The 25,463-nt window shown below is 50.8% G+C and carries 27 protein-coding genes; 14 read left to right on the top strand and 13 right to left on the bottom strand.

Features of this window, described 5'->3' with window-relative positions:
* Positions 1-46: 46 nt before the first annotated feature.
* From mreC to METMI_RS0106560, 9 genes are all read left to right on the top strand, one after another.
* Positions 47-943, top strand: coding sequence for a rod shape-determining protein MreC (gene mreC / locus METMI_RS0106520; RefSeq protein ID WP_408630394.1), 897 nt, complete (start codon positions 47-49; stop codon positions 941-943).
* Complete coding sequence (mreD, locus tag METMI_RS0106525) at positions 930-1,418, top strand: rod shape-determining protein MreD (protein WP_019865468.1); 489 nt, start codon at positions 930-932, stop codon at positions 1,416-1,418. Before mreC ends, mreD begins: the two co-directional genes overlap by 14 nt.
* A gap of 11 nt (positions 1,419-1,429) precedes the next feature.
* Positions 1,430-3,283, top strand: a complete 1,854-nt coding sequence (mrdA, locus tag METMI_RS0106530; RefSeq protein WP_019865469.1) for a penicillin-binding protein 2 — start codon at positions 1,430-1,432, stop codon at positions 3,281-3,283.
* Entirely contained in the window at positions 3,273-4,406 is a 1,134-nt protein-coding gene (gene rodA / locus METMI_RS0106535) for a rod shape-determining protein RodA (protein WP_019865470.1), read from the top strand. Before mrdA ends, rodA begins: the two co-directional genes overlap by 11 nt.
* Positions 4,403-5,452 carry a lytic murein transglycosylase B gene (gene mltB, locus METMI_RS23295; RefSeq protein ID WP_051102307.1) on the top strand — a complete coding sequence of 350 codons (1,050 nt, stop codon included), beginning with the start codon at positions 4,403-4,405 and terminating at the stop codon, positions 5,450-5,452. The genes rodA and mltB overlap by 4 nt, the downstream gene beginning before the upstream one ends.
* A complete protein-coding gene (locus METMI_RS28125; protein WP_051102309.1) occupies positions 5,400-5,849 on the top strand; it encodes a septal ring lytic transglycosylase RlpA family protein in 450 nt (149 codons plus the stop codon). Before mltB ends, METMI_RS28125 begins: the two co-directional genes overlap by 53 nt.
* Before the next feature lie 226 nt (positions 5,850-6,075).
* Positions 6,076-7,248 carry a D-alanyl-D-alanine carboxypeptidase family protein gene (locus tag METMI_RS0106550; RefSeq protein WP_019865473.1) on the top strand — a complete coding sequence of 391 codons (1,173 nt, stop codon included), beginning with the start codon at positions 6,076-6,078 and terminating at the stop codon, positions 7,246-7,248.
* Positions 7,238-8,080 (top strand): D-amino acid aminotransferase, encoded by an 843-nt coding sequence (locus tag METMI_RS0106555; RefSeq protein WP_019865474.1) that lies wholly within the window; start codon positions 7,238-7,240, stop codon positions 8,078-8,080. Before METMI_RS0106550 ends, METMI_RS0106555 begins: the two co-directional genes overlap by 11 nt.
* A complete protein-coding gene (locus tag METMI_RS0106560) occupies positions 8,077-8,340 on the top strand; it encodes a YbeD family protein (protein WP_019865475.1) in 264 nt (87 codons plus the stop codon). Before METMI_RS0106555 ends, METMI_RS0106560 begins: the two co-directional genes overlap by 4 nt.
* 99 nt (positions 8,341-8,439) lie before the next feature.
* On the opposite strand, the gene METMI_RS0106565 is transcribed toward METMI_RS0106560, so the two are convergent.
* The 3 genes from METMI_RS0106565 to METMI_RS0106575 are packed head-to-tail and all read right to left on the bottom strand — an operon-like array spanning position 8,440 to position 11,574.
* Complete coding sequence (locus METMI_RS0106565) at positions 8,440-9,333, bottom strand: phosphoribosylaminoimidazolesuccinocarboxamide synthase (RefSeq protein WP_019865476.1); 894 nt, start codon at positions 9,331-9,333, stop codon at positions 8,440-8,442.
* Between the two features lie 55 nt (positions 9,334-9,388).
* Positions 9,389-10,528 (bottom strand): PilT/PilU family type 4a pilus ATPase, encoded by a 1,140-nt coding sequence (locus METMI_RS0106570; RefSeq protein WP_019865477.1) that lies wholly within the window; start codon positions 10,526-10,528, stop codon positions 9,389-9,391.
* A gap of 8 nt (positions 10,529-10,536) precedes the next feature.
* Positions 10,537-11,574: a type IV pilus twitching motility protein PilT gene (locus METMI_RS0106575; protein WP_019865478.1), complete on the bottom strand. Its 1,038-nt coding sequence runs from the start codon at positions 11,572-11,574 to the stop codon at positions 10,537-10,539.
* 115 nt (positions 11,575-11,689) lie between these two features.
* Here METMI_RS0106575 and METMI_RS0106580 point away from each other — a divergent pair, with 115 nt between their 5' ends.
* Positions 11,690-12,373 carry a YggS family pyridoxal phosphate-dependent enzyme gene (locus METMI_RS0106580; RefSeq protein WP_019865479.1) on the top strand — a complete coding sequence of 228 codons (684 nt, stop codon included), beginning with the start codon at positions 11,690-11,692 and terminating at the stop codon, positions 12,371-12,373.
* A 301-nt stretch (positions 12,374-12,674) separates the two neighbouring features.
* Here METMI_RS0106580 and METMI_RS0106585 read toward each other — a convergent pair whose 3' ends face one another.
* From METMI_RS0106585 to METMI_RS0106620, 8 genes are all read right to left on the bottom strand, one after another.
* The gene (locus tag METMI_RS0106585) at positions 12,675-13,352 is read right to left on the bottom strand and encodes a hypothetical protein (protein WP_019865480.1); all 678 of its coding nucleotides are present in this window, start codon (positions 13,350-13,352) and stop codon (positions 12,675-12,677) included.
* Between the two features lie 622 nt (positions 13,353-13,974).
* Complete coding sequence (gene rfaD / locus METMI_RS0106590; protein WP_019865481.1) at positions 13,975-14,919, bottom strand: ADP-glyceromanno-heptose 6-epimerase; 945 nt, start codon at positions 14,917-14,919, stop codon at positions 13,975-13,977.
* On the bottom strand, positions 14,916-16,343 hold the full coding sequence (hldE, locus tag METMI_RS0106595) for a bifunctional D-glycero-beta-D-manno-heptose-7-phosphate kinase/D-glycero-beta-D-manno-heptose 1-phosphate adenylyltransferase HldE (RefSeq protein ID WP_019865482.1): 1,428 nt from the start codon (positions 16,341-16,343) through the stop codon (positions 14,916-14,918). The genes rfaD and hldE overlap by 4 nt, the downstream gene beginning before the upstream one ends.
* Positions 16,344-16,388: 45 nt before the next feature.
* Positions 16,389-16,955, bottom strand: coding sequence for a D-sedoheptulose-7-phosphate isomerase (locus METMI_RS0106600; RefSeq protein WP_019865483.1), 567 nt, complete (start codon positions 16,953-16,955; stop codon positions 16,389-16,391).
* 12 nt (positions 16,956-16,967) lie between these two features.
* On the bottom strand, positions 16,968-17,564 hold the full coding sequence (locus METMI_RS0106605) for a Uma2 family endonuclease (RefSeq protein WP_019865484.1): 597 nt from the start codon (positions 17,562-17,564) through the stop codon (positions 16,968-16,970).
* 70 nt (positions 17,565-17,634) lie between these two features.
* A complete protein-coding gene (msbA, locus tag METMI_RS0106610; protein ID WP_019865485.1) occupies positions 17,635-19,386 on the bottom strand; it encodes a lipid A export permease/ATP-binding protein MsbA in 1,752 nt (583 codons plus the stop codon).
* A gap of 367 nt (positions 19,387-19,753) precedes the next feature.
* Positions 19,754-21,109: a DegQ family serine endoprotease gene (locus METMI_RS0106615; RefSeq protein WP_019865486.1), complete on the bottom strand. Its 1,356-nt coding sequence runs from the start codon at positions 21,107-21,109 to the stop codon at positions 19,754-19,756.
* A gap of 28 nt (positions 21,110-21,137) precedes the next feature.
* The gene (locus tag METMI_RS0106620; RefSeq protein ID WP_156829782.1) at positions 21,138-21,302 is read right to left on the bottom strand and encodes a hypothetical protein; all 165 of its coding nucleotides are present in this window, start codon (positions 21,300-21,302) and stop codon (positions 21,138-21,140) included.
* Between the two features lie 71 nt (positions 21,303-21,373).
* Between METMI_RS0106620 and METMI_RS0106625 the strand changes: the two genes are divergently transcribed.
* The 3 genes from METMI_RS0106625 to metA are packed head-to-tail and all read left to right on the top strand — an operon-like array spanning position 21,374 to position 23,620.
* On the top strand, positions 21,374-21,673 hold the full coding sequence (locus tag METMI_RS0106625) for a DUF6763 family protein (RefSeq protein WP_019865488.1): 300 nt from the start codon (positions 21,374-21,376) through the stop codon (positions 21,671-21,673).
* Positions 21,674-21,688: 15 nt separating this feature from the next.
* Positions 21,689-22,534 (top strand): hypothetical protein, encoded by an 846-nt coding sequence (locus METMI_RS0106630; RefSeq protein WP_019865489.1) that lies wholly within the window; start codon positions 21,689-21,691, stop codon positions 22,532-22,534.
* Between the two features lie 21 nt (positions 22,535-22,555).
* Complete coding sequence (gene metA, locus METMI_RS0106635; protein WP_019865490.1) at positions 22,556-23,620, top strand: homoserine O-succinyltransferase MetA; 1,065 nt, start codon at positions 22,556-22,558, stop codon at positions 23,618-23,620.
* A 43-nt stretch (positions 23,621-23,663) separates the two neighbouring features.
* Here metA and METMI_RS0106640 read toward each other — a convergent pair whose 3' ends face one another.
* Complete coding sequence (locus tag METMI_RS0106640; RefSeq protein ID WP_029151517.1) at positions 23,664-24,143, bottom strand: FKBP-type peptidyl-prolyl cis-trans isomerase; 480 nt, start codon at positions 24,141-24,143, stop codon at positions 23,664-23,666.
* A 75-nt stretch (positions 24,144-24,218) separates the two neighbouring features.
* Positions 24,219-25,034 (bottom strand): bifunctional DNA-formamidopyrimidine glycosylase/DNA-(apurinic or apyrimidinic site) lyase, encoded by an 816-nt coding sequence (gene mutM, locus METMI_RS0106645; protein WP_019865492.1) that lies wholly within the window; start codon positions 25,032-25,034, stop codon positions 24,219-24,221.
* A 160-nt stretch (positions 25,035-25,194) separates the two neighbouring features.
* Between mutM and METMI_RS0106650 the strand changes: the two genes are divergently transcribed.
* Entirely contained in the window at positions 25,195-25,443 is a 249-nt protein-coding gene (locus tag METMI_RS0106650; protein ID WP_019865493.1) for a hypothetical protein, read from the top strand.
* Positions 25,444-25,463 lie beyond the last annotated feature (20 nt).

Raw genomic sequence — 25,463 nt, forward strand, 5'->3', positions numbered from 1 at the left:
TGGCAATCCAAATCTGGCCTCAGGATTATTGCCTTAACCGAGGAATATCCCTATAAAACTCCTATTTGCAACCGGCCCATCCATCAATACCCGTCTGCTCGTGGCCGTCATTACGTCTGTGGCACTGCTAATCACCGAACAACGAGGCCAGCAACTGGATTTTTTGCGTGCCACTTTATCTTTTTTTATCGAACCGTTACGGCATCTGGTGGACCTGCCGACGGTGCTTATCGAACAGACCACCGAATCAATCAATTCCTATGTGGAACTCAAAAATGAAAATGGGCGTTTGCGTGACGAACAGCTTATCCACCAAACCCGCCTGCTGAAACTTGAGGCCTTAGAAAAAGAAAACATCCGTTTGCGGGCTTTGCTGGAAAACTCCTTTAAACTCGGCGAACAGGTGCTGATTGCCGAATTGCTGGCCATTAACATGGCCCCGTATGAACACATCTTGGTGGTCAACAAAGGCACACGCTTTGGCGTGCATCCACAACAACCGGTGCTTGACGCCAATGGTGTCGTTGGCCAGGTTTTCCGGGCCTTGCCATTAAGTTCGGAAATCATGCTGATTACCGACCCGAACCATGCGATACCGGTGCAGGTCAACCGCAACGGTTTGTTGACCATTGCGGTTGGCAGCGGACAGCCTAACCGTTTGATATTACCGTTCCTGCCCAGCAACGCCGATATTCACCCGGGCGATTTGCTGATAACCTCCGGGTTGGGCGGTACCTTCCCACAAGGCTATCCAGTCGCCATTGTCGATGAGTTCACATCCCAACCCAACAAGGCTTTTGCCAGCATTACGGCGACCCCTACGGCAAAGCTTGACCGTAACCGCGAACTGATGATCGTCTGGAGCAATTCGGCACCCGTACCCCTCATAGCCAAACCGCAAGCCCCAGAAACTGCCGTTACAGAAGAAAATGCCCATCAATAATTATTATGGCTTTGGCCGTATCATTTTTAGCTTGGCCTGCGCCATGTGCCTGCGTATTGCCCCATGGCCTTACGACCTGGCCAGTTTCAATCCCGACTGGGTATTGATGGTGCTGATTTACTGGTCAATCACCTTTCCTGAAAGGGTCGGCATTTTCCATGCGTGGACATTTGGCCTGCTTACCGATGTCCTGACCGGACGCCTATTGGGGCAATATGCGCTCGCTTATTCGCTGGTCATTTACATTTGCCTGAAATTACATAAACGTTTACGCCGTTTCCCGCTCTTGCAACAGGAATTGTTTATTTTTTGCTGCCTGTTGTTATCACAGTTACTATTGTTTCTAATCAAAAACTTACAGCACCCGGCACAGTTGCACGGCACTTTCTGGTGGCCAGTCATCACGGGGACTTTGTGCTGGCCTGTGGTTTATACCCTCCTGCGCTTTGTACGTTTGTCGAAGCCCGTTAAATAACAGGGCTCCCCATGCCAGGTACCTATCCGTTCAATGATAATGCAGTAGGGAACCGCTTGTTTCTGCAGCGCATTGTCGCTGCATTTTTCGTCATTACCCTGCTCAGCGCCGCGCTGATCGTGCGCCTGATTTATCTGCAAGTTGTCGGCCATGAACATTATGCGTCGCTGGCGAAAGAAAACAGCGTCAAAATTATGCCGTTAGTGCCGACACGGGGCATCATTTATGACCGCAACGGCAAAGTCCTTGCCGACAACACCCCTTCCTATAGCCTAGACCTGATCCCTGAGCAAATCAGCGACATGGATGACACCCTCCAGCGTTTACAAAAGCTGCTGGACATCCCGCCAGATAAAATTGACCTTTTTGAAAAGCAACGCAAACGCCAAAAACGTTTCACCAGTTCCTCATTGCTGCTGAACATGAGCGATGATGAATTGGCAAAATTTGCCGTTGTCCGGCCTTATTTCCCGGGTGTCGACATCCGCACCCATCTGGTCAGGCATTACCCTTACGGCGACTTGGCGGCACATGTCATCGGCTATGTCGGGCGCATCAACGAAGCGGAGATGAAAGACTTGCCGCTGGCCGAGTACCGTGGCTCCACACATATCGGCAAGCTGGGCATAGAAAGCAGTTATGAACAAATACTGCATGGCAAAACCGGTTACGCGGAAATCGAAACCAATGTCCAGGCCCGGTCTTTGAACACGTTGAGCGAAAATAATCCCGAACCCGGTGCAAACCTGCACTTGACGCTGGATATTGATTTGCAAAAAACCGCATTTGACGCATTGGAAGGCTATAACGGCGCGGTGGTGGCAATAGACATAAAAACAGGCGGGGTCTTGGTGTTCGCCAGCCGCCCGGGCTTTGACCCGAACCCCTTCGTGGTGGGCATCAGCAATGACGCGTACAAGGCCTTGAGCCAATCCGACGACCAGCCGCTATACAACCGCGCCTTACGCGGGCTATACCCCCCGGGCTCGACCATCAAACCTTTTATCGCGCTTGCGGGGCTGGAATACGAAGCCATTAGTGCGCCGCAAAAACTGTTTTGCCCAGGTTCCTACCAAATCCCCGGCACCACCCATAAATACCGTGACTGGCGCAAAGGCGGGCATGGCTCGGTGAATATGAACCAGGCCATCACCCAATCCTGTGACGTCTATTTTTACCGGCTTGCCGGACTTTTGGGCATAGACAGGATGCACGCTTTCCTGCAACAGTTCGGGTTCGGTGAAAAGACCGGGATTGACCTAAGCGGTGAAAAATCCGGGCTAGTGCCCTCGCGGCAATGGAAGCAAGAGCATAAAAACCGTGATTGGGCCTTAGGCGAGACCCTGATAACCGGCATAGGGCAAGGCTTCCTCCAAGTCACGCCGCTACAGCTTGCCAGGGCAACCGCAACCCTTGCCAACCGGGGCAACACGGTCATGCCTTTCCTGGTCGATAAAATTGTTTCCCCCAACGGCACCCAAGCGCCCCCGCGCCCGGCCCGGCAAACCATCCCGCTCCACTCGGCGAATATTGACAGCGTCATTGAAGGCATGGTCAATGTCGTGCATAGCGACCGCGGCACGGCGAAAAGCATAGGCTGGGGCATCCCCTATCAGATCGCCGGCAAAACCGGCACGGCGCAAGTGTTCAACATCAAACAGAACGCCAAATATAATGAAAACGCCATCGACTTTAAATTGCGCGACCACGCTTTATTTATTGCCTTCGCACCGGTGGACGACCCGCAAATTGCCGTTGCCGTGGTGGCCGAGAATGGCGGCCATGGTGGCTCCATCGCCGCCCCTATGGCCGCAAAAGTCATCAAGCAATATTTACATCATCTGAAGGCCGCGCATGAAAACTGAAACCCGCGCCGAACATTTTGAAGCGCCATCCATTCTCGGCACCTTGCTCAGAAGGCTGCACATCGACATCCCGCTGTTCATCGCCTTGTTTTTTACCGCCCTGTTGAGCTTCATTATCCTGTACAGCGCTGGCGGCCAGGACATGAACATCCTGTACCGCCAGGCGGCGCGCATCTGTTTGGCCTTTATCCTGATGACCGCATTGGCGCACGTCAACCCCTACCAATTCAAACGTTATTCGGCATTATTGTTTGGCATGGGGGTATTTTTGTTGCTGGCGGTCCTGATCATGGGGCAAATCGGCAAAGGGGCGCAACGTTGGTTGGATTTGGGCTTTTTCCGCTTCCAACCCTCTGAAATGATCAAAATCACCACGCCGATGATGATTGCGTGGTATTTATCCGAACATGCCTTGCCCCCGAAAATCAAACAGCTGGCCATCGCCACCGTTATGATTTTGATCCCTACCCTACTGATCGCCAAGCAGCCGGATTTAGGCACGGCCTTACTGGTGGCCAGTTCCGGTGCCGGGGTGCTGTTTTTTGCGGGGTTGTCGTGGCGGTTCATTATCGGCATCATTACCGCCCTAGGCGCACTCACGCCGATTATTTGGCATTTTATGCACGGCTACCAACGCGACCGCGTCCTGACCTTTCTAAACCCGGAAGCCGACCCCTTGGGGCGGGGTTACCATATTATCCAATCAAAAATCGCGATTGGTTCCGGCGGCATTTATGGCAAAGGCTGGCTAGGCAGCACCCAATCCGAATTGGATTTTTTACCGGAAAGCTCCACGGACTTCATCTTTGCGGTATTCGCCGAAGAATTTGGCCTATTCGGCTGCGTCAGCCTGTTGGTTTTATACCTGCTGATTATCGCCCGTTGCCTGTACATCGCATCACAAGCCCATGACACCTACTGCCGCTTGTTGGCGAGCAGTTTGGCGTTTACGTTTTTTGTCTATGTCTTCGTCAATATTGGCATGGTCATCGGCATTTTGCCTGTGGTGGGCGTGCCGTTGCCACTAATCAGTTACGGCGGCACATCCATTGTCACGTTACTGGCGGGCTTCGGGATTTTGATGTCCATCCATACCCACAAAAAACGCTTGTCCCGCACATGAAAAACCACCTCACCAGACTCCCCCGGCAACTTTTCGCCCCGCTGATCATTTCGGCTTGCCTGAGCTCCTGCATGAACCCGGTCAAGCCAGCCAGCCCAATGGACCGCTTTTTCGCCAAGATGGTGGCGGCCCGCCAATTCAATGAAACGGAACTTAAGGCTTTGTTTGCCAACGTGGCAATCAAGGACGACATCCTCAAAAAAATGGCCAAACCCGCCGAAGGCTTGCCCTGGCACCGATACCGGAAAATCTTCATCACCGATAAGCGGATTGCCGATGGCGTAAAATTTTGGGATGAAAACGCACAAACGCTGGCCGATGTGGAACGCCGCTACGGGGTTCCGGCGGGTATTATTGTCGCCATTTTGGGTGTCGAAACTGCGTATGGCCAGCATCCGGGCAAATACCGTGTGCTTGACGCCTTATCCACGCTGGCCTTTGCTTATCCGCCGCGTAGCGAATTTTTCTTAAGCGAATTGGAACAGTTTTTATTGCTCTGCCGCGAAGAGCGTATCAACCCTTTGGAGCCGGTAGGTTCTTATGCGGGGGCGATGGGCACACCGCAATTTATGCCCAGCAGTTTCCGTCGCTATGCCACTGATTTTAATAAAGATGGCCGCCGGGACATTTGGCATGGCAACGCCGACGTGATCGCCAGTGTCGCCAATTATTTTGCCCAGTTCCATTGGCAAACCGGCCAAGCCATTGCCGCGCCTGTCATAGCAAAAGGGGAGGAATATAAAGCAATCATGACTGGCAACCTTAAGCCGGATTTAAGACTTGCTGAGTTAGAATCACTCAACTTGAAAATATCACAGCCTTTGGCTTTAGCCGATAAAGTCAAAATTCTTGAATTAAAACAAGAACAAGGCGAAGAACTTTGGGCGGTCACAGACAATTTCTATTGCCTGACCCGCTATAACCACAGTCCTTTATATGCCATGGCCGTGTACCAATTAAGTGAATCTATCTTAAATAACCGGGGACATTCCCATGAACAAACTCATAACAGCAACGCTCTTTCTGATGGTATGCAGTTTTTTTAGTAACCCTATCTCCACTGCCGTGGCCGCCAAACATGGCCATAGCAAACACCACAGCCATCACGCAAGCAAACACCGGCATCATGCCCACCATACGCGCAGGGGCGGTAACGAAGGCATAGCCTCCTGGTACGGCCACCAGTTCCAAGGCCACCGCACGGCAAATGGCGAACGCTATGATATGTACTCCATGACCGCCGCCCATAATTCGCTGCCTTTGTCATCTTATGTGGAAGTGACCAACATCAGGAACAACCGCACGGTGGTTGTCCGTATCAATGACCGGGGCCCGTATAGCGGCAACCGTGTCATGGACCTATCCTATGCCGCCGCCAAAGAATTGGGCATCCATAAATCCGGCACTGCCGCGATTAAAATCACGCCGTTAGCGATGAACTAAAAACCCTGCCTTCCAAAGCCCCCCCGATTTCCCTGAAACAGCACCTGGCCTTGCCGTACGGCTTAAGCTGATGGGTTCTGCTTACTAAAACAAGCTGTCCGGCCCGTTCTGGCGCCGCATGGTGGTTGCCTCCTTGTGCAAAGTTTGTTACGAAACCAAACAAACAAATTGCGCCATGATACAATAACGCCCTGTTTTACTGAGCCTACCCACCCCCAAAAGAGCAATGACATCCATTAAAAAACTTACTTTGTTTCTGTTTATGGGTTTGCAAATCGCCGCCTTCGCCGCTTACGCAGCCGAGGCCGAACTTGCCATACCTCCGGCACCTTCCATCGCCGCCACCGCTTATATTTTAAAAGACCACAACACAGGCAAAATCCTCGCCGAAAACAACGCGGACGCCAAGCTAGCGCCCGCCAGTTTGACCAAGATCATGACCGTTTATGTGGTTTTCAACGAAATCAAAAAAGGCACTTTGCACTTGGATGATCTCGTCACCATTAGCGAAAAGGCTCGTGCCGCCTCCGGTTCCCGGATGTTTGTCGAAGTCAATGAACGTGTCAAAATCGAAGATTTGCTCAAAGGCGTGATCATCCAATCCGGCAATGACGCCAGCGTCGCCCTGGCCGAACATGTGGCGGGCAGCGAAGAAACTTTCGCGGAAATGATGAACCAACAGGCCGCGCGTTTGGGCATGGGCAACACCCATTTCAAAAATAGCGATGGCTTGCCGATTGACGACCATTACACTTCGGCACGCGATTTGGCAACGCTAACTTCAGCGTTAATTAGGGAGTTCCCTGAGTATTACCCTTGGTTCTCGCAAAAGGAATTCACTTACAACAAAATTACCCAGCAAAACCGCAACCAGCTTTTGTCGCGGGATGAATCGGTCGATGGCGTCAAAACCGGTTTCACCGACGATGCCGGCTATTGCCTAGTCGCTTCCGCGCTTAGGGAAAATATGCGCTTGATTTCTATAGTCATGGGCACTAAAAGCGCCAAGGCGCGGGCTAACGAAAACCAAAGCCTATTGAATTACGGGTTCCGTTTTTATGAGTCGCATCGCTTATACCAAGGCAAAACGGCCTTAAGCGAAGCGAAGGTTTGGAAAGGTGAAATACAAAAACTGCCCCTAGGCTTGCCTGAGGACCTTTATGTCACAATCCCCCGCCGCCATTACAACGACCTGAAAGCGGTCATCACCGTCAATAAAAAAATCACTGCGCCCGTCAAAGAAGGCGACAAGCTCGGCACCGTCAACGTCACCCTAAAAGGGGCTCCCCTGATTAGCAAAGACTTAATCGCACTTGAACCGGTGGAGCAAGGCAATATTTTCCGCAGGCTTTATGACGGCGCATTAATGACCATGGAGAAATCTGACGATGGCAAGTAAAACGGTTTACTTGAATGGCCACTATTTACCGCTGGAAGAAGCCAAGGTTTCGGTATTGGACCGTGGCTTCTTGTTTGGCGATGGCATTTATGAAGTGATCCCGGCTTACCACGGCAAACTGTTCCGTCTTGACGACCATTTGCAACGCTTGGAAAATAGTTTGGCCATCGTCCGCATCACCAACCCGCACAGCCGTAGCGAATGGCAAGCCATTTTTGCGCCGCTGTTGGATGCTGACAAAAACCAATACATTTACCTGCAAATCACCCGTGGCCCGGCGGAAAAACGCGACCATGCCTTTCCCGAAGGCGTCGCCCCCACCGTCTTCGTGATGTGTTCGGACATTGCGCCGTTTGCAGGCGCACAGACCGGCATAAAAGCCGTGACCCTGGATGATAGCCGTTGGAAACTTTGCCACGCAAAAACCATCACACTGCTGGCCAATATCCTGCACCGCCAAGAAGCCATAGACCAAGGCGGCGCCGAAGCGATCTTGATTAAGGACGGTTATGTTACGGAAGGCGCGGCAAGCAATGTTTTTGCCGTGATTAATGGCGTACTGGTCACGCCACCCAAAAGCAACGGGATTTTACCTGGCATCACCCGCGACGTGATCCTGGAGCTTGCCGGCAAAAACAACATCGCGTGGCGTGAAGGCCTTATCGCCCTAGATGAATTAAAATCCGCCAGTGAAATTTGGGTCACCAGCTCAACCCGTGAAATCGTCGCCGTCATCGAATTGGACGGGGCGGTAGTGGGTAACGGCACACTAGGGCCGGTTTGGCATACCATGAACGACATTTTACAAGCTTACAAAGAATCCCTTACATGACTGAAGAGACCCTGTTTGAATTTCCCTGCCAATTTCCAATTAAGGCAATGGGCAAAAATGATATTGAAATAGATGTGTTGGTGATAGAGATTATCCGACGCCATGCGCCGGAAATAAATGAAACCCATATCAAAACCCGCCCCAGCAAAGACGGCAGATTTTTAGCCGTCACCGCCACGATCACCGCCAACAGCAAGCAACAACTGGACGCGATTTATCAGGACTTGACGGACCATCCGTTGATCTTATTTGCGTTATAGTTGATGCCGGAACGGGTTAAGTGCCCGTTCCATAACGTTCTAAAACCTACAGACCAACCCCATCCCCCCCTTAAACTCACCGCAAGCGCAAGCTGCCCCTCATCCCTGGGTTAGCCTAGTTTCCGCCTCACGGTACTTTGCCGCACAAAATTCGGCGACTTCGGCCGGTAAGGCAGGGGCGGGAAAAGTTTTGTCCCACGCTAAGGTTTCCAGATAATCGCGGACATATTGCTTGTCAAAACTGGGCGGGCTGATGCCGACTTGATATTGGTCAACAGGCCAGAAGCGTGAGGAATCGGGGGTCAATGCCTCATCAATCCAATACAGCGTCCCTTGCCCATCAACACCAAACTCAAATTTGGTATCGGCGATGATAATGCCACGTTCCTTGGCATAAGCCGCCGCGGTCTTGTACAACAACAAACTGGCGTCCCGGACTTGTCCGGCCAAATCTTGGCCTATTAACTCGACGGTGGCGGCAAACGACACATTTTCGTCGTGTTGGTCAACCCCCGCTTTGGTAGACGGCGTATAAATCGCTTCGGGCAATTGTTGGGCCTGTTGCAGGCCTTCCGGCAAAACGATGCCGCAAACCGCACCGGTTTTTTGGTAATCCTTCCATCCTGAGCCGATCAAATAACCACGTACAATGGCTTCCACAGGCAGGGGATGCAATTTCTTTACGACAACAGCACGGCCTTCTATCTGTTCGCGTTCAGCCGCATCAGGGAGCACTTGCTCTAAAGGTATGCCAGTCAGATGGTTAGGGATAATCGTGCGCATTTTGTTAAACCAGAAATTTGACACCTGGGTCAACACACGGCCTTTTCCAGGAATGGGATCAGGAAGAATGACATCAAAAGCCGACAACCGGTCAGTGGCCACAATCAACATGGTGTTGTCGTCAATATCATAAATATCGCGGACTTTGCCTCGTGCCAGCAATTTTAAGGAAGTCAATGTCGATTGGTGCAGTGCATGTGGGGCGGTCATAGTGTCTCTTGTTGGGTTACGGTTCTAGTTTTTGTCAATCGGCGGCGTTTAATAATCAAAAAGTTTTGAATACGCCATTGTCTTCATCAGCATCGGTCAGCATCATACCGGCGTTGACAAAATTGCCGCCATTTTCTGCGCCCAGCTTGATCATCAGGCGCACTTCGTTTCTGGAATCGGCATGGTTCAACGCATCTTCATAACTGATTTTGCCATCGGCATATAAATCATACAAAGCCTGGTCGAAGGTCTGCATGCCCTGCTCCCTAGAATCTTTCATCAATTCCTTGAGCTTATGGATTTCGCCTTTGCGGATATAATCCCTGGCCAAGGGGGTGTTGATCAGCACCTCAACGGCAGGATAACGCCCCTTATCGTCAGAGCGCCTGATTAACTGCTGCGCAACAATGCCGCGTAAATTCAACGACAAATCCATCAGCACTTGGTCGTGCATATCTTCGGGGAAAAAATGCAAGATCCGGTCCAATGCCTGGTTGGCGTTATTGGCATGTAGCGTGGTCAGGCATAAATGGCCGGTTTCGGCAAAAGTAATGGCATTTTGCATCGTTTCGCGGGTCCTGACCTCACCGATCAGAATCACATCAGGGGCTTGCCGCAGGGTGTTTTTTAACGCCACTTCATACGATTCGGTGTCGATACCAACCTCGCGCTGGGTGACGATACAGCCTATATGGTGATGCTGGTATTCTATGGGGTCTTCAATAGTGATGATATGGCCGCTACTGTTTTCATTGCGGTACTTAATCAACGAAGCCAAGGACGTTGACTTACCGGTACCGGTGGCGCCAACAAACAGCAACAGCCCCCGCTTTTCCATAATCAGATCTTTTAAAACCGCCGGCAAATGCAAGGCATCGGAATCAGGGATATTATGCTCAATACGCCGCAACACCATACCCGCCGAAGTGCGCTGGGTAAATGCGCTGACCCTGAACCGGCCAAGGCCCGATATGCTGATTGCAAACTGGCATTCCATGGTCTGCAAAAACTCGTCCTTGTGACGCTGGTCCATAATACTCAAAACAACAGCCATCGATTGCTCAGGGGTCAATTTCGTCTTTGATACCTCAACCAATTGGCCATCGATTTTTAGCGTCGGGGCAACACCTGCGGTGATGAACAAATCCGAAGCGTGCTTTTGCACCATCAATGTCAGTAGCGCGTTAAAGTCCATAATTTACCTCACAGGAACATATCTTTGTTCACAGCTTTTACCATCGCCGTTTTGGCGTTCACCAAACCTTTGTCAACCAGCTCGCGCAAATTTTGATCCAGTGTTTGCATACCGTCTTTGCGCCCTGTCTGTATCGCCGAATACATCTGGGCAACTTTAGCTTCCCGGATCAAGTTCCTGATCGCCGACGTCCCCACCATGATTTCATGGGCGGCAATCCGGCCACCGCCAATTTTCTTCATCAAGGTCTGGGAGATGACCGCTTGCAAAGACTCTGACAACATCGCGCGGATCATATCTTTTTCTGCGGCGGGAAACACGTCAATAATACGGTCTATGGTTTTTGCGGCGGATGTCGTATGCAAAGTCCCGAACACCAGATGGCCTGTTTCGGCGGCGGTCAGGGCTAAGCGGATAGTTTCCAAGTCCCGCATCTCACCGACCAGGATGATGTCCGGGTCTTCCCGTAACGCTGACCGGAGCGCCTCATTAAAACCATGGGTATCACGGTGGACTTCACGTTGGTTAACCAAGCATTTCTGGCTTTCGTGGACAAACTCGATAGGGTCTTCAACGGTCAGGATATGCGCATAATCGTTTTGGTTAATATAATTGACCATCGCCGCCAATGTCGTCGATTTGCCCGAACCGGTAGGGCCGGTGACCAGGATTAGCCCGCGTGGCTTTTTACACAGTTCTTCAAAAAATTTCGGGGCGTTCAAATCTTCTAGGCTCAAGACCTTAGACGGGATAGTCCGGAACACGCCGCCAGCACCCCGGTTTTGGTTGAATGCGTTCACCCGGAACCGGGCCACGCCAGGCAATTCGAACGAAAAATCAGTTTCCAAAAACTCCTCGTAATCGCGCCGTTGCTTGTCATTCATGATGTCATAAATCAAGGCATGGACTTCTTTATGGTCTAACGCCGGAATATTGATACGGCGAATATCGCCATCCACCCGAATCATTGGCGGCAAGCCCGCCGACAAATGCAAGTCCGACGCTTTATTTTTAACCGAGAACGCAAGTAATTCGCTAATATCCATAAGTTCCTCTTACCAAGTGAAGTAAAAATACCGATACTTTATACCATAGTTTAGGGCTTTGCTTTTTTCAAGCTGCATAGTTTAATACCATAACCTTCTATACCTACTGAAAACGATGATAGAGAAAAGACTTAATGATCTCCGCGCCCAAATCCACCGCGCAGAACGGCTATATGGCCGGCATGAAAACGCTGTATCCCTGTTAGCTGTCAGCAAAACCAAGCCAGCCGAAGCAATAGCGGCGGCTTATCAGGCCGGGCAACGGCATTTTGGCGAAAATTATGTGCAGGAAGCCATCAGCAAGCAGCAATTGCTGGGGGCTTTTGATATGACCTGGCATTTTATCGGCCCTATCCAATCCAACAAAACCAAACTTATCGCCCGCCATTTTGCTTGGGTGCACAGCGTCGACAGTGTCAAAATTGCCCATCGCCTAAGCGGCCAACGGCCGCAGAACCTGCCGCCGCTAAATATTTGCCTACAAGTCAATATCAGCGATGAAAGCAGCAAATCAGGGATTGCCTTGGATGAATTGCCGGATATTTACCGGCAGATAACTGCCTTGCCTAATATAAGGGTACGCGGAGTGATGGCGATTCCGGCACCTGCCGATGATTTTGCCGAACAGCGTTTGCCTTATAAGGCTTTGATGCAAGCCGTCGCCGCATTGGGGCAACCCCGTTTGGACACGTTTTCGTTTGGCATGAGCGGGGATTTGGAGGCGGCGATTGCCGAAGGGGCGACGATTGTCAGGATTGGTACGGCGTTGTTTGGTACACGGGGGCAATCAATTGCCTGATTGGCGGGAACTTCGGCCCGACCCAAAACCTACCGTTTGAATACCCACAGGCAAAGCGGATTACCAAACGGCCCGCTAAAGAGGCTTTACTGGTTATGGGCCCTTAAGGGATATGATGTCATGTACCGGGCCAAGGTTTCTCCATACAATTTATGATAACGCCCCTGACTGGATTTTCCCTGCGTATCCAGCCGCATAAGTGGATAAGCAAGCTGCCGTTTGCTAACAAGATGGCTTTTTAAACGGTTAAGAGCTGATTCAATCCCTAAAGCTGTTGACTGCACCTTATCAATCATGACAGTCAAGCCGCTTTCCTTCTCACATCCCTACGCGCATCAAGTACAGAAATTATTTCTTCACAAGCAATAACCTGCTGGCCATTCGCCAGTATGTAATTTGCCAAACCGAGGATCGCACGCCAATTGTCCCGGTCATTGATAAACTCAAACGCCGCGGCAAAAATTTCCGCCATTTTCTGCCCGCATGTTTCTTGGTCTACGGACAGGCAACCGAGGTATTCTTCGACTAACTTAAGGTCAGCGCTGCCGCCGTAGTGATGCAGGGCATTCATATTGACCAGACGCGAATTAAATATTTCGTCGTCACGTAAGGCGATATAGTTAGCTTCAGCCAATGGCCCGACCAACAAGTTCATCATGTCGGCTTCAAATGCCTTGATATACGCGTGTTTTTGCACACTTGAAAAACCACGGGTCGCTTCAGCGACCGAAGAAGGCAGCGTATGGATCAATCGCCCGCCCTCTATCTTGGCAAACCATAATCCTGACTGGATAGGGGTTTGGAGGCGCTGGCCAAAATTGCTGACAATTATTTGAAAACAAACGGGGGGCAACGCTTTTTGTTTATTGGCAAAATAGATCGCCGCGGCATGGCCCGCTTCATGAATGGCGGTTTTTCTGCTGAGTTCTTTCATATCCGTTGATTGGACAGCCAGTTTGGCCAGATAGCTACGATTCATAGAAATACCTCGGTTTAGAAAAAAAATGCGGGCTAGACCTCTGCCCGCATTATCGAGAGGAAGGATACTAACTGCCGAGAGTCATCAACAGTCACGGCGAAGTTTAAAGTGTCTATAAGCGATTGAAAATGCGACACGTTGTCACGCGGCAAAATGCCGCTGTTTTTGGCATTTAATTTGCTTAATTGATTTATTTGTTTGCAGGAAAGCCATATAAACCGGGCTTTTTAGAGGATTTTGGAATGGTCAGTGTGTGATTTTCCGCAGTGGCTGCGGCATATCACACAGTGTGCTGCTGGAGATACAGGAAGATGGGGTACCTTCCGGAGCCTCACGCCATCGGCCCGGCAATCCATAACCTTCAGCCATGCCCCCGCCGATGGACATCCGTACCATTTTATCGGGCCGTGGCCAAACGGCAAGGAGACTGTGAAAGAATTATTTTATGTCCACGAAAATCACGAAAGTGTAAAACCAGATTAAATATAACTTATTGAAATCTATATTTAATTGTTTCTTATTTTTTGTGGACAATCATTAATTCTTAGAGCCTTTTGCAATACTTTCACAGTCTCCAAGGCGTATGGCCTTTTTGGCAGCCGGAACGGCCCCCTCTGATACCTTAGCGGTTCAGCCAATCCAAATAACAGCTGACCCCTTCCCCGACCGTCAAAAACGCTTTGCTGTAACCCGCCGCCCTCAAGCCGGAAATGTCCGCTTGGGTATAGCTTTGGTACACGCCTTTGAGATGCTCGGGAAACGGGATATAGTCGATATGGCCTTGCCCATGCCAAGCGATCACGGCCTCGGCAACGGTGTTAAACGGTTCGGCCTTACCAGTCCCGACATTGAAAATGCCCGATTGCCCAGGGTGGTCCAGGAACCATAAATTGACATCGACAACATCGCCGACATAAACAAAATCACGTTGCTGCTGCCCGTCGGCATAACCGTCACAACCGGCAAATAGGCGGGCGGTCTGGTCTTTGATGATTTGTTGGTTGAAATGGAAGGCGGTGCTGCTCATGGCGCCTTTGTGCTGTTCGCGTGGCCCGTAGACGTTAAAATACCGGAAACCGGCAATTTGGCTGGTGGCGGCCGGCAAGACCCGGCGCACATATTGGTCGAATTGGAATTTTGAGTAGGCATACATGTTGATCGGCTGCTCGCAGGCGCGGTCAACACTAAAACCATGCTGCCCATTGCCGTAAACCGATGCGGACGACGCGTAGATAAACGGGATTTTGGCGGCTTGGCAAGCATGCAGGAGCTGTTTGGAATACTCGTAATTGTTCTTCATGACATATTGCCCGTCCCATTCGGTGGTCGCCGAGCACGCGCCCTGATGAAAAACGGCGCGGACTTTTTGCATGAATTCCGGCACGGACAGTTTGGCCAATAAGTCCTGTTTGTCGCAGTAATCGGCAATGTCCAAATCGGCGATATTGAGCATCTTGCGCCCGTTGGCCAGGTTATCAACCAACAAGATGTCTCGTTCGCCGCGCCCGTTTAAGGCGTGGATCAAATTGCTGCCAATAAACCCAGCCCCACCTGTGACAATTATCATTCCCCACCCCGTGCTTTGTTAATCATTGATGTTGTGGAATGCCCCTCAACAAATTGTAAAATTTTCACTACACCACCCGCTTTAATGACGCAATCGCCACCCGCCACTTGATCGGGCGAATAATCGCCACCTTTGACGATGACATCCGGCAAGAGCTTACAATACAGGCGTTCCGGCGTTTCTTCCTCAAACGCCACCACCCAATCGACACAGGCCAAGGCCGCCAATACGGTCATCCGTTGCGGCAGGCCGTTGATCGGACGGGTTTCGCCTTTGAGCATTTTCACTGACGCATCGGAATTGACCGCGACGATGAGACGGTCACCCAAAGCCCGCGCCTGTTGCAGATACGTGACATGGCCTGCATGCAGCAGGTCAAAACAGCCATTGGTCATGATAATGCGCTCGCCACTGGCCTTGGCGCCGTTGATCAGGCAAGCCAGCTCGTCTTCGGACACAATGCCAAACTGTGCCGCATCACGGTCGCCATGCATGGCACGGGCCAATTCTTCATTGGAGACGCTGGACGTGCCGAGCTTGCCCACGACAATGCCGCCTGCAAGATTTGCCAGATACATGGCCTCTACCAACGGCATACCGACCGCCATGCATAAGGACATCACGGCGATGACGGTATCGCCTGCGCCTGTGACGTCAAACACGTCTTTGGCTTGGGCAGGTAAGGAGTGGCTGGAGTCCCGCTGGACCAGCGTCATGCCCGCTTCGCCACGGGTCAGCAACAAAGTGGCAATGTGGTGGTCGGCGATCAGCTTGCGGCCCCGCGCCTGCAAGGCTTGCTCATCGGCGCAGACACCCACCACCGCCTGCAATTCCCCCAGGTTCGGCGTAATGACGTCGGCGTTGGCGTAACGGCTGAAGTCCGTGCCTTTAGGGTCAACCAACACTTTCAATCCGGCCGTTTTAGCAATGTCGATCAGGACGCTGATTTCCGCCAATGTGCCTTTGCCGTAATCAGAAAACACCAGGACATCATGTTCTGGCAATTGTTGTTTTAGTTTGGCTTGTAAGCCAGCACGGTCGAATTGCAGCGGCAAATCTTCAAAGTCAACACGGATAAGCTGTTGATGCTGCGCCATGATACGCAATTTACAAATCGTGCGGGCGGATGGCGCAACCACAAACTCACAATTCACGCCTTCGGTTTCCAGCAATTGTTTCAACTCCAGCCCTTCCGGATCATCGCCGACCACGCCTAGCAACGTGACTTGCCCGCCCAAACGGGCGATATTCAGCGCGACATTCGCCGCCCCGCCAACGCGGTCTTCGCTGTCATTGACGCGCACCACTGGAACGGGGGCTTCCGGGGAGATACGCGCCGCTTGCCCGGACCAGTAACGGTCTAACATGACATCGCCGATAACGATAATTTTGCCCCGAGTGAAATCAGGTAGGGTGGCTAACATGGGAGGTTCCTTTATATTTGGATAAACCCTGCGGGTTTTCAGTCGCTAGGGTTTCGAACAATGGCCTTCAATCCAACCGCACCACCAATGCCCGATCAGGATATGCGCTTCTTGGATTCTTGCGGTCACGCTTGAGGGCACAATGATGGCGATGCTGGCGTGTTGCAGCAACTGCCCGCCATCACCACCCGTCATGGCGATGACGGACAAGCCTTTTTGCCGGGCCACCTGCGCGGCTTTGACAATATTCGGGCTTTTGCCGGACGTGGAAATGGCGACCAAGCAATCGCCCGCTTGGCCAAAGGCGTCGACCTGACGGGAAAACACACTTTCGAAGCCGACATCGTTGCTGTGCGCGGTCAAAATGGACGAATCGGTGGTCAAGGCCAGCGCGGGCATGGCGGCACGGTCTTTTTCATAGCGCACCACCAGCTCGGCGGCGATATGCTGGCAATCGGCGGCGCTGCCGCCGTTGCCGCACAAAAGGATTTTACCGCCATGGTTTAAGGTATCGGCCAACAAATTGCCCGCCGCTTCGATCACCCCATTGCAGCTTGCCAAGTTGGCAATCATTTCCCTATGGTCTTCCAGCACTGATATGAATGTTTTCAAAAAAACTCCTGATTACGGGATGATAGTTTCTACGTGGGCTAAAAACGTCTGCATGTCTTCATTTTCGACACGCTCGTAAATGTCCGTCACGGCCATCGCCAAGCCAATGGCTTCAAAGTGAACGGTATCGCCCAAAAAATAATGGCTGGACACCCAGCCCTGGTTGCGCCGACACACTTCGACATCGACAAAATCTTGCTCGATGAGGACATATTCTTGCAAGGCCGGGATATTTTGGTAAGCCAATTTTTTAACGGTTTCATCCATGCGCCTAGTCGATTTGGACAGCACTTCCACGATGATAACGGGCGTTTCGGTGTAGTAATCTTGCTTATTGTCTTCGCAAACCACCATGATATCGGGATAAAAGAACTTGCTGCCGACTTTGACCTTAACCTCACTGGTAAAGGACTCGCAAGGTTTTCCACTTAAATGCGACCCGAACACCCTATCAATATTCACCGTAATACGCTGATGGTTTTTGCTCGCCCCAGACATCGCATAAATATATCCATCAATATATTCATGCTTTGTCTCGCGCTCCAATTCCGTCCGCAAGTAGTCTTCTTCGCTCATCCATGCCAATTCTTCTATCAGGTTCGCCACCATATCGGATAATCCCCATTATTTTCGGCAAAATGTGCGGATGCTTGCCATTGTTACAACGACCTTAATGCATTCACTCCCCATCCTTGTGTTCCTTAAACTGCATCGCATGTAACCTCGCATACGCGCCATTTTTCGCCAGCAATTCGTTATGCGTGCCCCGTTCGACAATGCGCCCCTGCTCCATGACCAAGATGACATCGGCATTTTCTATGGTCGATAAGCGGTGCGCGATGACCAGCGTGGTGCGGTTGCCCATGACTTTTTGTAAAGCCGCTTGGATATACCGCTCGGATTCGGTGTCCAGCGCGGAGGTGGCTTCATCCAGTATCAAGATCGGCGCATCTTTTAATAAGGCGCGCGCCAAGGCCAAGCGTTGCCGCTGCCCACCGGACAATTTTACGCCGTTTTCGCCGATTTCCGTATCTAATCCGTGCTCCAGTTTACCGATAAATTCCATCGCGTAGGCGTCGGTCGCCGCCTGTTCGATGGCTTCGCGGCTTGCGCCCGCCAATGCCCCGTAAGCGATGTTATTGGCGATGGTGTCATTGAACAAAATCACTTGCTGGTTCACCAAGGCGATGTGCTGGCGCAAATTGCCCAATTTATAGTCATTAACTTCCACCCCGTCCAACAAAATCTGCCCGTGTTCATGTGGATAAAACCGCGACACCAGATTGGCCAAGGTACTCTTGCCGCCGCCCGAGGCCCCCACCAAAGCAATGGTCTGGCCGGATTCGGCCTTAAAGTTAATGTCAACCAATGCTGGCTCGTGGGCCCTAGCATACTGGAAGGTCAGATCCTTGAATTCTAACGTGCCTTGGCAGCGAGCAATTTCATATGTTCCAATGTCCGGCTCGCCTTCGGTATCGAGCACCTCAAACAAGGATTCGGCCGCGACGATGCCTCGCTGAATATCACTGTTGGCGTCACTCAATTGCCGGAACGGCCTAGGCAATAAAAACGCCGCCGTCAAATACCCGACAAATGAACCTACGCTGGATTGCTCCATGAAAAACAAGGCCATATACATTAAAAACGCCAGCGCGATGGCGATCACCAATTGCATGGCCTGGTTATGTATCGCCCCGGTCGTGGTGGCTTTTAAGGATTGGCGGCGATTATAAAGGCTGCTCTCCAAAAAGCGGCGTTTCTCGTAGTCTTCGCCGCCATAACTGCGGACAATGCGGTGCCCGTTGACCAATTCCGAGGTGATGTGGGTCATATCACCGATGGATTCTTGGATGCGCTTGCTTAACATCCGCAAGCGTTTGCTGACGTAATTTACCAACAAGGCAATCACCGGGGCGACGACCAAAAAGACCAGGGATAACAGCCAGTTGATATAAAACAAATAAATCAGCAAACCTAAGGCGGTCAAACCCTCTTGCACCACTTTGCGCACCGCATCGGTGGTCGCCTGCGCCACCTGCCCGACATTATGCGTGATCCGCGCAATCATGTAGCCACTGTTATTGTCATCAAAATGCGCGGTGGGCAGCTGCGTATATTTATCAAAAATCTCGCAGCGCAGGGTATGGATGACATTTAACGAGACCTTGGCCAAAAAATAGTTGCCCAGATAATTGCCGACACCGCGCAGCACGACCAAACCGCTAAAAAATAACGGCAGGTAATACATCTTGTCACGTGACCTGGCCTGCAAGGTGTCAATAATTTGCTGGATCAGGCTGGCAAACAAAGGCTGGGTGCTGGAATAAATGAGGAAGCCAAAAATGCTGATAATAAAAAGCCGCCGATGCGGTTTGACATAAGTGAGCAGGCGTTTATAAATCTCGCTATTGGTTTTGGTTGTTTTATGCATATTTATTAATGTCAAGGACTGACCCGTCCAGCATCGAAACGGGGGTTTACCGAAACCAAAGCGGAATATAGGTGCGAGGGAAGTTCGGTGTAGGGGTATTGCGGATGGTGTTGGCCACTGCTTTAATATTCTTGGGTGGCGCATTTTAAAGTAACGGCAAGGTTAATCCACACCTTATTGAGATTGGGCATCGGGTTTTTCAAGCAGTTGTGGGATTTTTAGCGGGCTAACAATATCAGTAAAACATTAATCGCAAGTTAATAAAGGCACTGATTTTAGCCCCCCTCCCCTATTATCAGCACCATCTATGACGACGGGTATGACAATGGGCGGGATTAAATCCCTTTCCCGCCCACTAAAAATACGCCTACTGTAACACAACGAAAAAGCCTTCTTGCCCACGTTGGATATTAATCAACAACGCGCCGCCCGGATTAACCACTTGTTTTAGCTCATCCAGATTGCGGATCCGGTAACGGTTTGCCGAGACAATCACATCACCCGGGCGCAGGCCAATACGCCAAACTTCCGCAGACTGGTCGATCTTTTCAATCAACACGCCTTCAATCTGGTTCCTATCGGTGGAGCTTAACACGGTACCGCGCAATTTCCGGTGCAGTTTTTCACCGGCCAACTGCGGGCGCTCCGGTTTGCCTATCGTCGCTGAGGTACGTTTTTTATCGTTACCGTGGTAATAATCTATCTCGACATTATCGCCAATTTGCATCAAACCGATAATATTACGGATATCATGGCTATCTTTAACGGCACGGCCATTGGCGGCGACAATGATATCACCGGGTTCCAAGCCTGCTTTTTCGGCGGGGGAGCCGCTTTCGATACGGCTAATGACTGCGCCATGCTTGTTTTCCAGATTAAACGCATTGATCAGTTCCGGTGTTAAGTCCTGTGTCGTCACTCCCAATAAACCGCGCCGCACTTCCCCGTTCTTGACCAGTGATTCTTTGATCGACATGACCATATTGGCAGGAATGGCGAAACCGATACCGACATTGCCACCCGTAGGGGCAAGTATGGCCGTGTTCATACCGACGAACTCGCCACGCAAGTTAACCAACGCCCCCCCGGAATTCCCCGGGTTAATAGACGCATCGGTCTGGATAAAATCTTCATAACCTTCGATGCCCAAGCCAGAACGGCCTAAGGCGCTGATGATGCCGGATGTGACGGTTTGCCCCAGGCCAAACGGATTGCCGATGGCGACGACAAAATCACCGACTTTGAGCTGGCTGGAATCGGCGAATGCTAGCTGCGTCAGATGGTCGGCAGGAATGCGGATAATCGCCACATCCGCTTCAGGGTCAGTGCCGACCAGTTCCGCATTAAGCTGGCGGCCATCGTTTAAAGTCACCGTAATTTTATCGGCTTTATCAATAACGTGGTTATTGGTCAACACCAAACCTTGGCTGCTGTCGATAATCACCCCGGAACCCAAACTGTTTTTTTGCTGTTGTTGGCGGTGCGGCTGGTTCGGCAAATTATAAAAATGCCGGAAGAACGGGTCTTGCAATAGGGGGTTTTGGCTAATTTCAATGTTGGTGGCCGTGGAGATGTTCACCACGGCTGGCATACTGCGTTCAAGCATGGGGGCGAGCGAAGGCAAAGCCTGGCCTTCGGCATACAGCGGTAAAGCAGAATAACTTGCTGAGGACAAGCCCAAGTACAGCGGCAGCATGGCTAATAATAACAATCGTGATTTCATGGAGTTAAATTCCCAGTGTGTCAATGGATTAAACAGGCCCGATAGACAATATAGGTTTAAAAATGTTTAATACAAGGCCTTTACAAGCTAAATGGCCGATAAATACGGCTCCTATTGCTGATATTTTTGGTATAAAACCGTTTGGCAGGAACACCGCCGATTTCGAAAATGTTTTGGCAATTTCTTTAGCCATACCCATAATATTGCTATTGCGGTTTCCTATCGGGGACAGCAGCAACATAAATTTACTTTGAGGCAACACACATGACCACCGTAGCAGATCCCATTATTGGCAGTTGGTACAAAGACCTGGAAAACAACCTTAAATTTAAGGTCGTCAATATCGAAGATACTGACGACTCCATTGAAGTGCAATACCTTAACGGCGATATAGGCGAATATGACCATGATAGCTGGTATAACTCCACCTTTGATTACATTGAAGACCCGGAAGATTGGAGCGCACCGTTTGATGACATTGAAACCGACGACCTGGGCTATTCGGACACCGATGAACACAAACCCAACCCCGAAGACATGGACATTGACGACTATCTGGATTAATGGGGAAACACTCAGATGAAAATGCTTCCACAGGAATTCCTGGACTGGCAATCGAAAAGCATCACCTTGTTGGCGATGTCCGGTGCAGGTAAAACCACATTAGCCAACAAGTTGCCCAAAACCAAATGGTTCCATTACTCCGGTGATTACCGGATCGGCACAAAATATTTGGAAGAGCCTATCCTTGACAACATCAAACGGCATGCCATGAGCGTGCCGTTTTTGCGGGATTTGCTGCGTTCGGATTCGATTTATATGAACAGCAAAATCACCGTGGACAATCTGGCCGCGGTGTCCAGTTTTTTAGGCAAACTAGGCAGCCCTGAATTGGGCGGTTTGTCGTTGGCGGAATTCAAACGCCGCCAAAAATTGCACCATCAGGCGGAAATCGCCGCCATGAACGATGTGCCGGAGTTTATCCATAAAGCCGAAGACATCTACGGCTACAAGCATTTCATCAATGATGCGGGCGGTAGCGTCTGTGAATTGGACAGCCCGGAAGTGTTGGAAACCTTGGCGAAACATACCTTGATCATCTACATCAAAATTCCGCCTAGCCTTGAACAAACAATCATAGAGCGTGCCAAATTTGACCCGAAACCCTTGTACTATCGCGAAGCGTTTTTGGACGAGAAATTGGCGGAATTTTTGGCTCTGCGCAATTACCCCAGCACCAATGTCATGCCGCCGGACGAATTTGTTTCTTGGGTGTTCCCTGAACTGTTCAAATCCCGCTTGCCGCGCTACGAAGCCATTGCGGCACAGTACGGTTACACCGTGGATGCCAACGATGTCGCCACGGTCAAAACTGAAGACGACTTCATCCGGTTGATCGCCGATGCTATTGCCAGACAACAATAAGAAAAAACGAGTACCGCTTACATGCCCCTAGTTGCACACACTGATTTACCCACTTTCCAACGGCTGCGCGAAGAAGGCGAAGAAATCGTTGATGCCGAACGCGCCAAACATCAGGACATCCGCGAAATGCACATCGGTTTGCTGAATATGATGCCGGATTCCGCACTGGAAGCGACGGAGCGGCAATTTTTCCGTTTGGTGGGTGCATGCAACCAGATTGTGCAATTCCATATCCATCCGTTCACTATCGAAGGCCTAAAGCGTAGCCCGGAAACCCAGGCGCATATTGATAAGTACTATGAATCGTTTGACAAAATCCGCAACGATGGCCTGGACGCACTGATTATCAGCGGCGCGAACGTCACCCGCCCGAGTTTGCCGGAAGAGGAATTTTGGCAACCGCTGACGGAAGTGTTCTCGTGGGCGCGGGAAAATGTCGCTTCCGTGTTATGTTCCTGCTTGGCCACCCATGCCGTCATCCAATACCGCTATGGCATCGCACGGACACGCCTGCCCGCCAAACGCTGGGGGGTGTTCCCGCATAAAGTCCTTGACCGCACCCATCCTTTGGTTGCTGAAATCAATACCCGCTTCGACGTGCCGCATTCGCGGTTTAATGAGATTTTTCAATCGGATATGGAAGCTAAAGGCCTTAAAGTCTTGGCCGCGAGTGAGACGGCGGGCGTGCACTTGGCAGTCAGTGAAGACGGTTTCCGCACAGTGTTTTTTCAAGGCCACCCTGAATATGACGACATTAGTTTGCTGAAAGAGTACAAACGCGAAGTCATGCGCTTTTACCGGGCTGAAATTGACGAGTACCCGCCGTTTCCGGAGAATTATTTTAACGCGGAGGCACAAGCCATTTTTAGGGATTACGAACTGCATGTCCGTGCGGTCCGGAACACTGCGGAGACGCTAGAAAAATTTCCTGAACATTTGGTGCTGGGACATCTGGACAATACTTGGCGCGACACCGCAAAAGCGGTATTTAATAACTGGTTAGGGAAAATTTACCAGCTGACCGACCAAGATAGGCGTTTGCCGTTTATGAAGGGGATAGACCCTGATAATCCCCTGGGTCTATAAAGGGTAGGGGCGCTTAGTTTGCGTCCCTACCCCCAAAGCTAAATTAATGCTCGCAACCTGCACCATGGATATGCCCATGGGCCAATTCTTCGCGGGTTCCTGGGCGCAATTCCAAAACCTCGACATCAAATGTCAACGCCATTCCCGCCAGCGGATGGTTGCCGTCTATAGTCACTTCATCCCCATCAACGTTCACGACAGTCACAATGCCCGGGCCGTCGCTGACATCGGCATGAAACTGCATGCCGACTTCAATTTCATCAATGCCCTCAAACATCGCCCGTGAAATGACCTGGACGCGGTCATCCATAAACTCGCCGTAAGCATTTTCAGCATCAATCCGGACATTGAACTTGTCGCCCACCGCTTTGCCATGCAAAGCTTGCTCAAGGCCGGAAATGATATTGCCACCGCCGTGTAAATAAACTAACGGCTCCCCACCCGCCGAACTGTCAATGACTTCGCCTTCGTCATTGGTCAGCGTGTAGTGGATAGAAACAGCCATATTGTCAGCAACTTGCATGATAAAACCTATTTGGGTCATTAAAAAGCGGCATATCATATAGATTTATAACGCTTTTGTCTGGAAAAACTGCGCTCAACGCTGACAATTCCGGCAAAACACCGTAGTACGGTTCGCCAACCGCACTTCCGTGAGCGCCTGCCCGCACGCCACGCAGGGTAAACCGGCACGTCCATACACCCTAAGTTGTTGTTTAAAATAGCCGGGCTTGCCTGTTTCATTGACAAAGTTGCGCAACGTCGTACCCCCCTGCCCTATCGCGTCTTGCAATACCTCGCGGATACATTCCGCCAATTTTTCATAGCGTGCCCAAGCAATATTGCCCGCCCGTCGCGTCGGCAAAATGCCCGCCATATACAAGGATTCATTGGCATAAATGTTACCGACCCCGACAACGATATGGCTGTCCATGATAAAAGATTTAACCGGGATTTTGCGCTGCCTGGAAAGTGTATAAAGCAAATCCCCGTTAAAATCCGCCAGCAGGGGTTCCGGCCCCAAATCTTTCAATAACACATGCCCATTGATAGGCTGATCTGTCCATACCATCGCCCCGAAGCGGCGCGGGTCGTTAAACCGTAAGACAGTATCTTCACCAAACACCAGATCAACATGATCATGCTTACCGGGCTGCTGCACCCTAGTCACAATGCGCAAACTGCCCGACATGCCCAAATGCACCAGCAGTGTCCCTGATGGGGTATTCAACAATATATATTTGCCGCGCCGCGTCACCGAGCTGACCGCCAAGCCAGTTAGTATGGCGGCCAGATTATCCGCCACAGGCCAACGCAACCTTGCATCACGCACTTGCACTTGGGTGATGGTTTGGCCTTGGATATAGGGCGCAATGCCACGGCAGGTGGTTTCAACTTCGGGTAATTCAGGCATGTTAAGAAATTTGAAGCTTTAATTTAGCTTATCTAAAATTTTGACTGAAAAATGGCCAACCGTGTCTCGAAGGTGATATCGATCTTAACCAACCGGATAACCTTGATTTCCAACCCGGCACTGGAAACATGATGTCATCGAAGACCATCCTTTCGGTGATGTGTGGGCTTGTTTACGTGACGGAAAAGACCGCAACACCAAAGTTGACGGTTGTGCAATCCTGTCTGTCCGTGACAGCAGCGCCGAACCCAGTGGCTTTGCCTTCACTGGTAATGGCAGGACTGCTTACGTCCATATCCAACATAGCGCTGATAGCGCGTGTGTTGATGGCAGTGACTGCGGTAAAAACGATGATTATTTCACTGACGATCTAATCAAAATCACTGGTTTTAAAATCAACGGCAGATAATACCATTTGCTTTTGAAGCT

Origin of the sequence: Methylovulum miyakonense HT12 (assembly GCF_000384075.1) — a bacterium.
Classification (GTDB): domain Bacteria; phylum Pseudomonadota; class Gammaproteobacteria; order Methylococcales; family Methylomonadaceae; genus Methylovulum; species Methylovulum miyakonense.